Consider the following 13,862-nt stretch of genomic DNA (forward strand, 5'->3'; position numbering starts at 1 on the left):
GCGACGATGGAGGACGACCGTGATTCCTGAGGACCTGTTCTACAGCGAGGAGCACGAGTGGGTGCGTGTCGAGGGCGACGTCGCCATCGTCGGCATCACCGACTTCGCCCAGGACCAGCTCGGCGACATCGTCTACGTCGACCTGCCGGCCGAGGGCGACTCGATCGACGCGGGCTCCGTCGTCGGCGAGCTGGAGTCCACGAAGTCGGTCTCGGACGTCTTCACGCCCGTCACCGGTGAGGTCATCGCCCGCAACGACGCGCTGGAGGCGACCCCCGAGGTCATCAACTCCGACCCGTACGGCGAGGGCTGGCTGCTCAAGGTCCGCATCGCCGACGAGGACGTCACGTCGGGCCTGCTCACCGCCGAGGCGTACTCGGCTCTGGTGACCGGCTGACCCACGCGAGCCCGGGTGTTAGGTTGGGGGCGAAGGAACCCTGAACCCCCACTTGAGCCAACCTTCAAGCTCTACTTGAGACGGAGTTGATCGCGGTGACGACGCCGGACGGTTTCGACGAGACCAACTTCATCCCGGTCATCGACGCCGACACCGAGGAGATGTCCGAGGGCGACGTGTTCGCCGTCGAGAACCTGCCGGTCGGCAATGCGATGCTGCTGGTGCAGCGCGGTCCCGACGCGGGCTCGCGGTTCCTGCTCGACCAGGACGTCGTGTCGGCCGGGCGCCATCCCTCCAGCGACATCTTCCTCGACGACATCAGCGTCTCGCGCCGTCACGCGACCTTCTCGCGTCGCGGCAGCGGCTACGTGGTCACCGACCTGGGCAGCCTCAACGGCACCTACGTCAACCGCGACCGCATCGACGGCGACATCCCGCTGTCCGGCGGCGACGAGGTCCAGCTGGGCAAGTACCGCCTCATCTACTTCCCCGGCACGGTCGCCTCCGAAGGTGGTCAGTGACCGCCTCCGAGGCCGGGCGCGAACCGCTGCTCGGCATCTCCCAGGTCATCGCCGAGCTCTCCGAGGAGTTTCCGGACATCTCGCAGAGCCGCATCCGGTACTACGACGAGCAGGGCCTGGTCGAGCCGCGCCGCACGCCGTCGGGGTACCGCAAGTTCAGCTACGGCGACGTCGAGCGGCTGCGGTTCGTCCTGCGCATGCAGAAGGACCGCTACTGGCCGCTGAGCCACATCCGTCAGGTCCTCGACCAGATGGACTCGGGCGAGGTCCCCGACACCGAGCTGCGCGCCACGCTGCGCGTGCCCCAGGTCACGCTGGCCGCCGACGGCTCGCCCACGGCCCAGTCGATCACCGAGGGCGCCGGCGCCACGCGGATGACGCGTGACGAGCTCGTCGACGCCGCCGGGATCGACGACGCCACCCTCGACCAGATCGAGGAGTTCGAGCTGATCCGTCGCCGCCCGAACCAGCGCTACTACGACACCGACGACCTCGTCGTCGCGTCGCTCGTGGGCCAGCTGGCCGAGCTCGGTCTCGAGCCCCGCCACCTGCGCGGGTTCCGCAGCGCCGCCGACCGCGAGGTCGGCCTGCTCGACCAGGTCGTGCCGCCGTCCACGCGCCAGCAGGCGGGTGCCGCGGCCGGCCTCGCCGAGCTCGCCGCACTGAGCGTCCGGCTGCACACGGTGCTCGTGCGCGCCGGCCTGCGCGCCTGACCGGGAGGATCGTCGTGCGCGAGCTCGAGATCGTCGGAGTCCGGGTGGAGATGCCCACCAACCAGCCGCTGGTGCTGCTGCGCGAGCGCGAGGGCACCCGCTACCTGCCGATCTGGGTGGGGGCGATCGAGGCCTCGGCCATCGCCTTCGCCCAGCAGGGCGTCGAGTCGCCGCGGCCGCCCACGCACGCGCTCATGGCCTCGATCATCGAGGGCCTGGGCGACGAGCTGGAGGAGGTCCGCATCGTCGACGTCCGCGAGGGCGTCTTCTTCGCCGAGCTGAAGTTCGCCTCGGGAGCGGTCGTCGACGCGCGACCGTCCGACTCGATCGCGCTGGCGCTGCGCACGGGCGTGCGCGTGGTGTGCGAGGAGGACGTGCTGGACGTCGCCGGGTTCGCCCAGACGCCCGACGAGGACGAGGAGGTCGAGAAGTTCCGCGAGTTCCTCGACCACGTGGACCCCGAGGACTTCGAGAAACCTTGAAGTCGAACTTCAAACTTTAAACGCGCCGACACGCCCGTCGGTACGTGCGTCGAGAGACCCTCACGTCTAACTTGAGGGTACGCAAGACCACAGTCGTGTGGTTCTCTTGTTGTGGGAGGCCGGCTCCACCAGCCGGCAGCCAGGAAGGCGTGACCATGATCGAACCTCGTGACGAGGCAGCAGAGGCGCAGGCCCAGGCCAGCGCCCAGGGGCTGTTGTTCGACGACGACCTCGCGCCCCTGCCCCAGGACACGGGGTTCCGCGGTCCCACGGCCTGCAACGCCGCGGGCATCACGTACCGCCAGCTCGACTACTGGGCCCGCACCGGCCTGGTCGAGCCCACGGTCCGCTCGGCCACCGGCTCGGGCACCGCGCGGCTGTACTCCTTCAAGGACATCCTGCTGCTCAAGATCATCAAGCGCCTGCTCGACGCCGGCGTCTCGCTGCAGCAGATCCGCACCGCGATCGACCACCTGCGCGAGCGCGGCACCGAGGACCTCACGCAGGTCACGCTCATGAGCGACGGCGCCTCCGTCTACGAGTGCCGCTCGGCCACCGAGGTCATCGACCTCCTCCAGGGCGGCCAGGGCGTCTTCGGCATCGCCATCGGCGGTGTCTGGAAGGAGATCGAGGGCACGCTCCACGAGCTGCCCACCGAGCGCGCCGAGGCCGACGTCCCCGTCGCCGGCGACGAGCTCTCCCAGCGTCGCGCCCGCAAGGCCAACTGACGGACGCACCGCACGCCCCGACGTCGGTCGAGGTAGGCTGGCGGTGCCGTTTGAACCGTGCGGGAGAGTCCCGTCAGGGCGCCGAAGGGGCAATTCCTCCCCGGAACCTCTCAGGCCACCGGACCGTACGTCACAGGCGACTCTGAAGGCGTGTCCTGCCGGGCATGACGACAGAGGGGGAGGGCCCTGTAGTCGAGCCCTCGGAGACCCTTGATGTCGCAGCCCCTGATGCCGCAGTCCGACCGCCTTCCCGCCACCCGCTTCGTCGACCGTCACATCGGTCCGCGCGCGTCCGACCAGGCAGCGATGCTGCAGCGGCTCGGGTACGACAGCCTCGACGCGCTGATGCAGGCCGCCGTGCCGTCCGGCATCCGCTCGGCCCTCGACGGCCTCCCGCCCGCGGCGAGCGAGACCGAGGCCACCGCTCGACTGCGTGAGCTGGCCGACCGCAACACCCCGGGCGTCTCGATGATCGGTCTGGGCTACCACCCGACCACCACGCCCGCCGTCATCCGGCGCAACGTGCTGGAGGACCCCGCCTGGTACACGGCCTACACGCCGTACCAGCCCGAGATCTCGCAGGGCCGCCTCGAGGCCCTGCTCGCGTTCCAGACGATGGTCGAGGACCTCGCGGGCCTGCCCACTGCGAACGCCTCGCTGCTCGACGAGGGCACCGCGGCCGCCGAGGCGCTGACCTTCGTGCGCCGCGCCGACCGCAAGCGCACCGACCTGCCCGTGGTCGTCGACGACGGCCTGCTGCCGCAGACGCTCGCCGTGCTACACACGCGCGCCGAGGCCGTGGGTCTGCCGCTCGTCGAGGCCGACCTGCGCCAGGGACTGCCCGAGGGCGAGTTCAGCGGCGTGATCATCGCCTACCAGCGCGCCGACGGGACCGTCATCGACCTCGCTCCGGTCATCGACGAGGTCAAGGCGGCGAACGCCCTGGCCGTCGTCGTCACCGACCCGCTCGCCCAGGTGCTGCTGACGTCGCCCGGCAGCCTCGGAGCGGACGTCGTCGTGGGCTCGACCCAGCGCTTCGGCGTCCCGATGTTCTACGGCGGCCCCCACGCCGGGTTCATGGCCGTGCGCGCGGGTCTCGAGCGGCACCTGCCGGGGCGCCTCGTCGGCGTCTCGGTCGACTCCGCCGGTCGACCCGCGTACCGCCTCGCGCTGCAGACCCGCGAGCAGCACATCCGCCGGGAGAAGGCGACGTCGAACATCTGCACCGCGCAGGTGCTGCTGGCGGTCGTCGCCGCGATGTACGCCGTCTACCACGGCGCCGAGGGCCTGCGCGCGATCGCGACCGAGGTCAATCAGCGCGCCACGCGGCTCGCCGCCGGCCTGCGGGCCGCCGGCATCGAGGTGGCCTCGGACCGCTTCTTCGACACCGTGACGGCGATCGTGCCGGGCCGGGCCGCCGAGGTCGTCGCCGCCGCGCGCGAGTCCGAGATCCACCTGTGGGCCTTCGACGACGACCGCGTCGGCATCGCCGTGTCCGAGCCCACCACCGACGCCCACCTCGCCGCCGTGCTGGCGGCGTTCGGCGCGGGCGACCTGCCCGATGCGGGGGACGCCTCCCTCGAGCCGGCGTGGCTGCGCGAGGACGAGATCCTCACGCACCCGGTCTTCGTCGAGCACCGCAGCGAGACCCAGATGCTGCGCTACCTGCGCCGGCTGAGCGACCGCGACTACGCCCTCGACCGCGGCATGATCCCGCTCGGCAGCTGCACGATGAAGCTCAACTCCACCACCGAGATGGAGCCCATCAGCTGGCCCGGCTTCGCCGACCTGCACCCGTTCGTGCCGGCACAGGACGCCGCCGGCATGATCGAGCTCGTCGAGACGCTCGAGTCCTGGCTCGCGAAGGTCACCGGATACGCGGCCGTCTCCGTGCAGCCCAACGCCGGCTCACAGGGCGAGTTCGCGGGCCTGCTGGCGATCCGCGAGTACCACCGCAGCCGCGGCGAGGAGGCGCGCGACGTCTGCCTCATCCCCAGCTCCGCCCACGGCACGAACGCGGCCTCGGCGGTCATGGCCGGCATGCGCGTCGTGATCGTCAAGGCCACCGACGGCGGCGAGGTCGACCTCGACGACCTGCGTGCCCAGTGCGAGGCCCACGCCGACGACCTCGCGGCGATCATGGTGACCTACCCGTCCACCCACGGCGTCTACGAGCACGGCATCAGCGAGCTGTGCGACATCGTGCACGAGCACGGCGGCCAGGTGTACGTCGACGGCGCCAACCTCAACGCGCTGCTCGGCCACGCCCGCCCCGGCGAGTTCGGCGGCGACGTCTCGCACCTCAACCTGCACAAGACGTTCTGCATCCCGCACGGCGGTGGCGGCCCGGGCGTCGGCCCGGTCGCGGTCGGCGAGCACCTGGTGCCGTTCCTGCCGAAGCACCCGTTCCACCCCGACGCCGAGCGCCGGCAGTCCGCTGGCACGATCAGCGCCGCCCCGTACGGCTCGGCCGGCATCCTGCCGATCCCGTTCGCGTACGTGGCCATGATGGGCGCCGACGGCCTCACGGACGCCACGTCCGTGGCCGTGCTCGCGGCCAACTACGTCGCCGCTCGCCTCGGCGACGCGTTCCCCGTGCTCTACGCGGGCGACCACGGCCTCGTGGCGCACGAGTGCATCCTCGACCTGCGCGAGATCACCAAGACCGCGGGCCTGTCGATCGACGACGTCGCCAAGCGCCTCATCGACTACGGCTTCCACGCCCCGACGATGAGCTTCCCGGTGGCCGGCACGCTCATGGTCGAGCCCACCGAGTCCGAGGACCTCGCCGAGCTCGACCGCTTCTGCGAGGCGATGCTGGCTATCCGCTCGGAGATCGACCGCGTCGCGGCGGGGGAGTACGACGAGAAGGACAACCCGCTCACCAGCGCGCCCCATGCCGCGCACGAGCTGGTCGACTGGACCCACCCGTACCCCGTGGCCGAGGGCGTGTTCCCCGCCGGCAGCACGCAGGACAAGTACTGGCCACCGGTGGGGCGCATCGACAACGCCTACGGCGACCGGAACCTGGTCTGCTCCTGCCCGCCGGTGGAGGCGTTCGCCTGATCGGTCCACCACCGCACGACCTGATCGACGACCGGACGGGGGTGCTTGGCCCACAGCACGTGGTGGGTCGAGCCTCCCTCCGGCACGACGTCGCGGGTGTACTCCCAGCGCGTCAGTGCCGCGGGCTCGACCAGCGTGCGCTCGAAGCGCTCCGACGCGGCGGCGATCGAGAAGCCGTCGCCCTCGAGGTGCACGGCCAGCGTGGGCAGCGTCATGCGGCGCTGCACGGGGTACGGCGGGCGTCCGGTGCGCACGACGTGCGCCCACTCGTTCATCAGCGTGCGCGCGCCCGGGCCGCCGAACCACGGCTTCGGCACGTGACCGCGCACGAGGCCCACCAGCGGCATGCTGAGCGCCATCGCGGCCAGCGGCAGGCCGATGCGCGGGTAGTGCCGGTAGTGGGGGAGCGAGACGCCCACCAGCACGAGACCGTCGGCCGGACGCGGGCCGATCTGGATCGCGCCGCCGAGCTGGCCGCCGAGGCTGTGGCCGAACAGCACGACGGGTCGGCCCGGGTGCTCCTCGCGGGCGGCGTCGATCGCGGCCTGCGTGTCGGCGATCTCGTCGGCGTACGACCAGTCGTGCCGGCGCGAGGCCCGCGGCAGGTCGCGCTCGAAGCCGCGCCGCGGCAGTGCCCGGGCGGTCCACCCCCGCTCCACGAACGCGGCCACGAGCGGGCCGTAGAACGACGAGGGGACCGCCATCGCGGGGGAGATCAGGACGACCGGGGTGCTCACCGGACCATCCTGCCAGCGTGAAAGACTCTCGACTGACATGCCTGACGCCCTGGTCTACCTGACCTCCGCCGCCGCCCTCGCCGCCGCCGTGTTCGCGGGGTGGCACACGGCGAAGTCGTTCCGCTTCAGCAACCCGCTGTTCTACGCGATCGCGGTCGTCGAGGTGCTCCTCGTCGTCGTCCTCGTGTGGGGGATCGTGGCCGTCGCCGGCACCGACCGCGACCTCGAGAAGGGGCTGTACCTGTCGTACCTGGTCACCACCGTCCTCATCCCGCCGGCATCCGTGCTGTGGGGGATCGGCGACAAGACCCGGTGGGGCACCGGCGTGGTGGCCGTGGCGCTGTTCACGGTGTCGGTCATGCTGATCCGGACGCACCAGATCTGGCAGGGACATGGCTGAGCACCACACCGACACCCAGCACGGCTTCGGACGCGCCCTCGTGGCGGTCTACGCCGTCTTCACCGTCGCGGCCACGGCGCGCTCGGTCTACCAGCTCGTGACGAAGGCCGACGAGGCCCCGGTCGCCTATGCCCTGTCCGCGCTCGCCGGCGTCGTCTACGGCATCGCCACTTGGGCGCTGGCCACCGGCAACCGCCGCGTCGCGGGCGCCGCGATCGGCTTCGAGCTCGTGGGCGTCCTGGGCGTCGGACTGCTGAGCATCCTCGACGGCGCGCTGTTCCCCGACGAGACGGTGTGGTCGGGCTTCGGCGCCGGCTACGGCTACGTGCCGCTCGTGCTGCCGTTCGTCGGCCTGTGGTGGCTGCGCCGGACCCGGAGCACGTGAGAGCCCCGTGCGCTCATACCGCCCGGGGCTGATCCCATTCAAACCCGGCTCCGGCCGGGATCGCGGTAGCGACACGGGTCCATGAGCGATCGAGCGTACGAGTTCCGCTCGGTGTGGGACGTCGCGGAGCCCCCGGACCGCCTGTGGCGCACGCTCGAGCAGTTCCTCGAGCAGGACGACCCGCTGCCGTGGTGGAACGCCGTCACCGTCACGGGGCACCACGGCGAGGAGATCGACCTCGTCGCCCGCAGCGCTTTCGGCTACCGGCTGCGCTTCACGGTGTACGACCTCGACCTGCAGCCGACCACGTCGATGCGCTTCCGCTCGCGCGGCGACCTGGAGGGCTCGGCCGCGCTGGACTTCGCGGCGGGGAGCCCGGGCCGGACCGACCTGACGATCGACTGGCACGTGGACGCCACGGCACCGTGGATGCGCCGCTCGGAGCGTCTTCTGCGCCCGCTGTTCGAGCTGGCGCACGACCTCGTCATGAGGTCGGGGGAGCGGCGGCTGAACCGGTGGTTGCGGCAGCGAGGCTGACCACGTCGCCGATCACCGTGATGGCCGGCGCCTTCGCGTGCGCGGCGGCGTCGGCGATCGTGCCGAGCGTGCCGATCGTCGTGCGCTGGTCGGGCGCGAAGCCGCGCTCGATCACGGCCGCGGGCGTGTGCGGGTCGTGACCGGCTGCGATGAGCTCCTCGGCGGTGCTGCGCAGGCGCTTGACGCCCATGAGCATCACGAGCGTGTGGTCGCCACGGCGCGGGAGCTCGCCCAGCTCCTCGTGGCCCGTGATGACCGAGAAGCCACGCGCGACGCCACGGTGGGTGACGGGGATGCCCGCGTTGGCCGCGACGGCGATGGCCGACGTGACGCCCGGGACGACCTCGACCTCGACGCCCGCCTCGCGGCAGGCCAGCAGCTCCTCGCCACCGCGACCGAACACGTAGGGGTCGCCGCCCTTGAGGCGGACCACCACCTTGCCCTGCTGCGCCCGCTCGACGAGCAGCGCGTTGATCTGCTCCTGGGGGATCGGGTGGTGATCGGGCTGCTTGCCGACGTCGATGACCTCGACGTCGGGCGCGAGCTCGGCGAGCACCGACTGGGGCGCCAGCCGGTCGAACACGACGACGTCGGCCTCGGCCAGCAGCCGGCGTCCGCGCGCCGTGAGGAGGCCTGGGTCGCCCGGACCGCCGCCGACGAGGGCGACGAGCCCGCGCGCATGGGTGCGGTGGCGCAGCGGCAGGTCGCCCGTCTGCAGCGCGGTGGCCACGGCGTCGCGCAGGGCGGAGGCCCGGCCGGCGTCGCCGCCACCGCTGACGGCGATCGTGACGTCGTCCACGCGCGCGACCGCCGGGGTCCACGCCGTGGCGCGCTCGGGGTCGCCGCCCTTCAGGCAGAAGATCTGTCCGGCCTCCGCGTCGTGCGCGACGAGATCGTCGACCGGCGGGACGTCGGTGGCCGTCTGCACGAGCCACGCCCCGTCGAGGTCACCCGTGCGGTAGGGGCGCTCGTGCCACGTGATCGAGCCGCGGCCGATGGCCGAGGCGAGGGAGTCCGAGACGGCGGGGGAGACGACGTGCACGTCGGCGCCCGCCTCGAGCAGGGCGAAGGCCCGGCGCGTGGCGACGTGACCACCGCCGACGACGACCACGCGGCGACCTTCGAGGCGCAGTCCGAGGGGGAAGGTGCTCACGTGTGCAGGCCGCACTCCGACTTGTCGAGCCCGGCCCAGCGGCCGGCCCGGGGATCCTCGCCCGGGGCGACACGGCGCGTGCACGGCGCGCAGCCGATCGACGGGTAGCCGTCGTTCAGCAGCGGGTTGAGGATCACGTCGTGCTCGTTCGCGTAGTCGATGAGCTGGTCGAAGGTCCAGTCCGCGAGCGGGTTGATCTTCACCAGCCCGTTCTTCTCGTCCCACGTGACGAACGGCGTGTCGGCACGCAGCGGGCTGTCGTCGCGCCGCACGCCGGTGATCCAGGCCTCGTAGCCGCCGAGCGTCTCGGTGAGCGGCTCGACCTTGCGCAGCTGGCAGCACAGCGCGGGATCGCGCTCGTAGAGGCGCTCGCCGTACTGCGCGTCCTGCTCGGCCACGCTCTGGCGCGGCTTCACGTCGACGATCGTCAGCTGCATCGACGACTCGACCGCGTCACGCGTGCCCACGGTCTCGGCGAAGTGGTAGCCGGTCTCGAGGAAGAGCGTGTCCACCCAGGGGAGGTGGCGCGCCACGACGTGGGGCAGGACGGCGTCGGCCATCGAGCACGCGACGGCGGTCAGGTGACCGAACTCCTGGGCCACCCACGCGAGCAGCTCGTCGGTCTGTCCGTCGGAGAACCGGTTGGCCGCCGAGGCCGCCAGGGCCTTCAGCTCCTCGCGCGAACGGGGCTCTCGGACCGGCCGCGCCGCGAGATGATCGCGACGCTCGCGGTCGTGGGCCAGCTGGCGTTCTCGCCGTTCTGCCAAGCTCAAAGTGCTCACCCCCTTGACATTACGTTCGGGCGCGCGGAAACTTCCACGCCGTCCAGAATGCGAACATCGCGAAGTAGCGGCAGGGTGGAGTCGAACCGAACGAAGGGAGTCACCCCATGTGGGACACCATCTTGTGGATTGCTGCAGTGATCATCGGAATCTTCGGCATCATCCGCCTCGTCCAGCGCGACTTCGTGATGGGCGCCGTGCTCATCGTCATCGCCCTGCTGGTCGGGCCGGGCGGCGTCAGCCTCTTCACGTAAGAGACTGCGCCTAGGGTGGCGAGCATGGTTCGCTACTTCGACATTCATCCCGTCGACCCGCAGCAGCGCACCGTCGATCAGACGGTCGCGCTGTTGCGGGGAGGCGGGTTGATTGCTTATCCCACCGATTCGGGCTACGCGCTCGGAGCCCAGGTCGGCAACGCCGACGCCATCGCCCGCATCCGCGACATCCGCGGCCTCGACGACAAGCACCACTTCACGCTGGTGTGCCGCGACTTCGCCCAGCTGGGGCAGTTCGTCCACGTGGACAACGCCGTCTTCCGCGCTGTGAAGGCCGCGACACCCGGCCCCTACACCTTCATCCTCCCCGGCACGCCCGAGGTCCCCAAGCGCCTCCTGCAGGCCAAGAAGAAGACCGTCGGCGTGCGCATCTCCACGCACCGGATCGTGCGGGCCCTCGTCGAGGAGCTCGGCGAGCCGATCCTGTCGTCCACGCTGATCCTGCCCGGCGAGACCGAGCCGATGACGCAGGCGTGGCAGATCGGCGAGGAGCTCGGCGACCGCGTGGACGCGATCGTGGACTCCGGCGAGGAGATCATCGCCGAGCCCACCACCGTGGTCGACCTCTCCGAGGGCTACGCCGAGGTCACCCGCGTCGGCGCAGGCGATCCCACGCCCTTCGAATAGCACCCGGAGGCGCGGCGTCCGCCGGTCCGGCCTCGGCCAGCCGTCGGGCGCGGGCGGCCCGACGCTCGTGCCACGCGGCGACCTCGACCTCGATGTCGCGCAGCGGCGTGACCACCGGGGGACCGCCCTGGAGCTGGCGGCGGGCCGCGATGATCCGGCGGTTGAACTCCGCCACGGCCTCGCGCACCACGCGCTCGGACCTGAGGCCGTCGAGCACGTCGGGCAGCACCGCGTCGTCCTTGCGGAGCTGGAGCGCCTCGGGCAGGACCCCCGTGATGTTCTCGCGCTCGATGAACTGGCGTAGCCACCAGTCGGGGTCGGCGGCGGTGTCGATGTGCGGCAGCGGCTTGCCGGCGAGCGGGAGGTCGTCGAACTCGCCGCGGGCGATCGCGGCGCGGACCTGATGGTCGACCCACAGCGCCTGGTCCTCGGGCCGGCGGGCGCGGGGAGTCGCCTCCTCGGCCTCGGCGCCCGTCGAGGCGGCGTCCGGTTCCAGTCGGTACCGGGCGGCGCGGCGGCGGGCGTCGTCGCTCATCGGCTCAGCGGGGGTTCCTGATCCCCAGCACCTGGTGCGACGTGCAAGCCATCACCAGCGCGATGATCCAGCCGACGACGGTCCAGCCGAGCAGCAGGTTGAGCCAGAAGATCGCGCCGGTGTTGGACTTCCCCCGCGTCGCGGCGATCGCCCACGGCAGCATGTAGCCGGCCGTGGCGATCGCGATGATCCAGCCGAAGACGGTCTGGAACGGCCGCCCGCGCTTGTCGGTGATGATGTCGTTCACGGTTCCAGCCTACGGCTGGACGGCGAGGCGCACCCGGACTCGATCGCCCTCCTCGCAGCCCTCGGCCACGCGGACGGCCTTCTTCACCGGCAGGATGAACGAGCCGAGCTCCTTGCTCGGGAACACCGAGGTGCTCCACGTGCTGGAGCCGATCGTGACCTCGACCCTCACCGAGCCGAACCCCGCCTTCTGCGGGGTGCGGTCGTCGATGTCGTCGGTGACGTCCTCGGGCAGCGTGAGGAAGTGCCAGGTCCCGTCCTCGCGCCAGCGCCACACCGTGGCCTCGAACTCGTACACGAGCCGAGCATGGCCGATGCCGGCTCAGAACGCGAACAGCGCGATCGGATCGGTGGTGGGCGCCTGCGCGTCCGGCTCGGTCTCCACCGTCACGCCCGCGGCCGACGCCGTGCTGGCGTCGCCCTCGAGCAGGAGGGTGTTGTCCGGGCCCTGCGGCATCGTGCCCGCGTTGACCATCTCGTCGCCCTGCTGCAGCCAGATCACGTAGGAGTGGCCCTCGGGGGCGTCGGGCATGTCGTGCGTGACGATGACCGCCTTGCGCTCGGCGGACGACCGCACCACGGTGGCGCGGGCGCCGTCGTCGAAGGTCTGCGTCACGCGCTCGGCCTGCGGGTCCTGCAGGACCCGGTCGGCGGCCGTCAGCGTCTGCGAGGCCGTGTCGTCCTTCCACGGCTGGGTGGCCGCGAGGCCGATCCCGCCGGCGAGCACCACGGCGGACGCGGCGGCGACCAGCAGGGTGCGCGGGTCGAAGCGGCGGCGTCGGGGGGCAGCGACGGGCTGGGGCGGCAGCTGGCGGACCTCGCTGATCGAGGCCAGCACCGACGCACGCAGCGCCGGAGGCGGCTCCTCGGCGCTCAGGTCGGACATGATCGCCGCCGTCTCGCGCAGGCTGGCGACCTCTTCCTGGCAGGCCTCGCAGCCGGCCAGGTGTCGCTCGAAGCTCTCGCGCTCGGCATCCGTGACGGCGTCGAGAGCGTAGGCGCCGGAGAGGGCATGCACGTCACTCATCGGTCTGCTCCCATCGTGTCCCGGAGTCGGATGAGGCCGTCGCGGATGCGGGACTTGGCCGTGCCGACCGGCACGTCCAGCATCGAGGCGACCTCGGTGTGCGTACAACCGCGGAAGTAGGCCAGGTCGATGGCCTCCCTCTGCGTCTCGGTGAGGCCGGCCAGGGCCCGGCGGACGCGCTGGGCGTCCAACCGGGCCTCGACCGTCTCACTCGTCGAATCATGCTCCACCGTGACGTCCCGCAGGACGTGCTGGGTGTCGCGTGCCGTCGCGGCCTCGGCGCTGCGCACCCGGTCGACCGCACGGCGGTGGGCGATCGTCATGAGCCAGCTCAGGGCCGATCCCTTGGCGGGATCGAACCGCGCCGCCTGCCGCCACACCTCGAGGAAGACCTCTTGGGTGACCTCCTCGCTCTGCGCCCGATCGCGGACGATCCGCCGGACGAGGCCGTGGATGCGCGCCGACGTCTGGTCGTAGAGCGTGGCGAACGCGGCCTCGTCGCCGCGTCCGCAGCGCCTCAGCGTGTCGCCGATGGCCTCGGGCGGCGAGTCCTCGCCGCCCGAGGGCACGGCATGCAGGTGGTTCACGACAGTGGCCTCAATCGTTCACGGGGTCAGGGCATCAGCACGGAGTCGATGACGTAGACCTTGGCGTTCGCGGTGTCGACGTTGCCGCAGACGACGGCGGCGTCGCCGACCGTGAACTCCTCGCCCGACCCTTCCACGGTGATCGTGTCACCTGCGAGCGTCTCGTGCTCGCCGGCGAGCTGGTCCGGCGTCATCTTGCCCTCGACGACGTGGTGCGTCAGCACCTTCGTCAGCTGGTCCTTGTCGGCCAGCAGGGCGTTCAGGTCGTCGGCCGGGATCTTGGCGAAGGCGTCGTCGGTGGGCGCGAAGACGGTGAGGGCCTCGGCGCTGTTGAGGGTGTCCACGAGGTCGGCGGCCGTGACGGCCTTGACCAGCGTGGTCAGCAGCGGGTTGTTCGAGGCGGCCGTGGCGACCGGGTCGTCGGCCATGCCCTCGACGGAGCCCTCGCCCTCGGTCGGCACGCCGGCGCAGCCGGGACCGAACGGGCCGCTGGCCTCGTCCATCATGTCCTCGGAGGCCGAGGCGGAGGGGCTGGACTCGCTGTTGCTGCTCATCGAGTCGTCGTCGCCACTGTCGCTGCCACAGGCGGCCAGTCCGAAGCACATGACGACGGCGGCGGCTGCGGCGGCGGTACGGCGGGGGAGCAAGCGGTTCATGATCGTGC

At 71.6% G+C, this 13,862-nt stretch carries 20 protein-coding genes and 1 riboswitch; of the genes, 11 read left to right on the top strand and 9 right to left on the bottom strand.

Going from position 1 to position 13,862, the window contains the following annotated elements; all coding sequences use genetic code 11:
• Positions 1-19 precede the first annotated feature (19 nt).
• The 6 genes from gcvH to gcvP all read left to right on the top strand — a co-directional run bounded on the left by gcvH (position 20) and on the right by gcvP (position 5,907).
• On the top strand, positions 20-397 hold the full coding sequence (gcvH, locus tag ACGWYL_RS14035; protein ID WP_179424357.1) for a glycine cleavage system protein GcvH: 378 nt from the start codon (positions 20-22) through the stop codon (positions 395-397).
• 95 nt (positions 398-492) lie between these two features.
• Positions 493-918: an FHA domain-containing protein gene (locus tag ACGWYL_RS14040; RefSeq protein WP_395487500.1), complete on the top strand. Its 426-nt coding sequence runs from the start codon at positions 493-495 to the stop codon at positions 916-918.
• Positions 915-1,631: a MerR family transcriptional regulator gene (locus ACGWYL_RS14045; protein WP_179424356.1), complete on the top strand. Its 717-nt coding sequence runs from the start codon at positions 915-917 to the stop codon at positions 1,629-1,631. The genes ACGWYL_RS14040 and ACGWYL_RS14045 overlap by 4 nt, the downstream gene beginning before the upstream one ends.
• Positions 1,632-1,645: 14 nt before the next feature.
• Positions 1,646-2,113: a bifunctional nuclease family protein gene (locus ACGWYL_RS14050; protein ID WP_179424355.1), complete on the top strand. Its 468-nt coding sequence runs from the start codon at positions 1,646-1,648 to the stop codon at positions 2,111-2,113.
• Positions 2,114-2,268: 155 nt separating this feature from the next.
• Positions 2,269-2,841, top strand: a complete 573-nt coding sequence (locus ACGWYL_RS14055; protein ID WP_179424354.1) for a MerR family transcriptional regulator — start codon at positions 2,269-2,271, stop codon at positions 2,839-2,841.
• Between the two features lie 50 nt (positions 2,842-2,891).
• Positions 2,892-2,977: riboswitch (glycine riboswitch) on the top strand.
• 77 nt (positions 2,978-3,054) lie between these two features.
• Positions 3,055-5,907 carry an aminomethyl-transferring glycine dehydrogenase gene (gene gcvP, locus ACGWYL_RS14060; protein ID WP_395487501.1) on the top strand — a complete coding sequence of 951 codons (2,853 nt, stop codon included), beginning with the start codon at positions 3,055-3,057 and terminating at the stop codon, positions 5,905-5,907.
• Here the strand turns inward: gcvP and ACGWYL_RS14065 are convergent.
• Positions 5,853-6,644: an alpha/beta fold hydrolase gene (locus tag ACGWYL_RS14065; RefSeq protein ID WP_395487502.1), complete on the bottom strand. Its 792-nt coding sequence runs from the start codon at positions 6,642-6,644 to the stop codon at positions 5,853-5,855. The genes gcvP and ACGWYL_RS14065 overlap by 55 nt on opposite strands.
• A gap of 37 nt (positions 6,645-6,681) precedes the next feature.
• Between ACGWYL_RS14065 and ACGWYL_RS14070 the strand changes: the two genes are divergently transcribed.
• The 3 genes from ACGWYL_RS14070 to ACGWYL_RS14080 all read left to right on the top strand — a co-directional run bounded on the left by ACGWYL_RS14070 (position 6,682) and on the right by ACGWYL_RS14080 (position 7,966).
• On the top strand, positions 6,682-7,044 hold the full coding sequence (locus tag ACGWYL_RS14070) for a hypothetical protein (RefSeq protein ID WP_179424351.1): 363 nt from the start codon (positions 6,682-6,684) through the stop codon (positions 7,042-7,044).
• Positions 7,037-7,429, top strand: a complete 393-nt coding sequence (locus ACGWYL_RS14075) for a hypothetical protein (RefSeq protein WP_179424350.1) — start codon at positions 7,037-7,039, stop codon at positions 7,427-7,429. The genes ACGWYL_RS14070 and ACGWYL_RS14075 overlap by 8 nt, the downstream gene beginning before the upstream one ends.
• Before the next feature lie 81 nt (positions 7,430-7,510).
• Positions 7,511-7,966 carry an SRPBCC family protein gene (locus ACGWYL_RS14080; protein WP_179424349.1) on the top strand — a complete coding sequence of 152 codons (456 nt, stop codon included), beginning with the start codon at positions 7,511-7,513 and terminating at the stop codon, positions 7,964-7,966.
• Here ACGWYL_RS14080 and cobA read toward each other — a convergent pair.
• Both cobA and ACGWYL_RS14090 read right to left on the bottom strand, forming a co-directional pair.
• A complete protein-coding gene (gene cobA / locus ACGWYL_RS14085; protein ID WP_395487503.1) occupies positions 7,914-9,119 on the bottom strand; it encodes a uroporphyrinogen-III C-methyltransferase in 1,206 nt (401 codons plus the stop codon). The two genes, ACGWYL_RS14080 and cobA, sit on opposite strands and share 53 nt — an antisense overlap.
• Positions 9,116-9,790: a phosphoadenylyl-sulfate reductase gene (locus tag ACGWYL_RS14090; RefSeq protein WP_179428079.1), complete on the bottom strand. Its 675-nt coding sequence runs from the start codon at positions 9,788-9,790 to the stop codon at positions 9,116-9,118. The genes cobA and ACGWYL_RS14090 overlap by 4 nt, the downstream gene beginning before the upstream one ends.
• A 218-nt stretch (positions 9,791-10,008) precedes the next feature.
• Between ACGWYL_RS14090 and ACGWYL_RS14095 the strand changes: the two genes are divergently transcribed.
• On the top strand, positions 10,009-10,155 hold the full coding sequence (locus ACGWYL_RS14095; RefSeq protein WP_179424347.1) for a GPGG-motif small membrane protein: 147 nt from the start codon (positions 10,009-10,011) through the stop codon (positions 10,153-10,155).
• Between the two features lie 24 nt (positions 10,156-10,179).
• Entirely contained in the window at positions 10,180-10,803 is a 624-nt protein-coding gene (locus tag ACGWYL_RS14100; RefSeq protein ID WP_179424346.1) for an L-threonylcarbamoyladenylate synthase, read from the top strand.
• On the opposite strand, the gene ACGWYL_RS14105 is transcribed toward ACGWYL_RS14100, so the two are convergent.
• Genes ACGWYL_RS14105 through ACGWYL_RS14130 form a run of 6 tightly spaced genes read right to left on the bottom strand, consistent with a single transcriptional unit; the run spans position 10,763 to position 13,854 of the window.
• Positions 10,763-11,338, bottom strand: a complete 576-nt coding sequence (locus ACGWYL_RS14105; RefSeq protein ID WP_395487504.1) for a DUF1992 domain-containing protein — start codon at positions 11,336-11,338, stop codon at positions 10,763-10,765. The genes ACGWYL_RS14100 and ACGWYL_RS14105 overlap by 41 nt on opposite strands.
• Positions 11,339-11,342: 4 nt before the next feature.
• On the bottom strand, positions 11,343-11,585 hold the full coding sequence (locus tag ACGWYL_RS14110) for a superinfection immunity protein (protein ID WP_218845750.1): 243 nt from the start codon (positions 11,583-11,585) through the stop codon (positions 11,343-11,345).
• Positions 11,586-11,594: 9 nt separating this feature from the next.
• The gene (locus tag ACGWYL_RS14115) at positions 11,595-11,882 is read right to left on the bottom strand and encodes a DUF1905 domain-containing protein (protein WP_269302236.1); all 288 of its coding nucleotides are present in this window, start codon (positions 11,880-11,882) and stop codon (positions 11,595-11,597) included.
• A 24-nt stretch (positions 11,883-11,906) separates the two neighbouring features.
• The gene (locus tag ACGWYL_RS14120) at positions 11,907-12,611 is read right to left on the bottom strand and encodes an anti-sigma factor domain-containing protein (RefSeq protein WP_395487505.1); all 705 of its coding nucleotides are present in this window, start codon (positions 12,609-12,611) and stop codon (positions 11,907-11,909) included.
• Complete coding sequence (sigK, locus tag ACGWYL_RS14125; protein WP_395487506.1) at positions 12,608-13,198, bottom strand: ECF RNA polymerase sigma factor SigK; 591 nt, start codon at positions 13,196-13,198, stop codon at positions 12,608-12,610. Before sigK ends, ACGWYL_RS14120 begins: the two co-directional genes overlap by 4 nt.
• 26 nt (positions 13,199-13,224) lie before the next feature.
• Positions 13,225-13,854 (bottom strand): fasciclin domain-containing protein, encoded by a 630-nt coding sequence (locus ACGWYL_RS14130; RefSeq protein ID WP_179424342.1) that lies wholly within the window; start codon positions 13,852-13,854, stop codon positions 13,225-13,227.
• Between the last annotated feature and the right edge of the window lie 8 nt (positions 13,855-13,862).

Origin of the sequence: Aeromicrobium sp. JJY06 (assembly GCF_044069275.1) — a bacterium.
In the GTDB taxonomy this organism is placed as follows: domain Bacteria; phylum Actinomycetota; class Actinomycetes; order Propionibacteriales; family Nocardioidaceae; genus Aeromicrobium; species Aeromicrobium tamlense.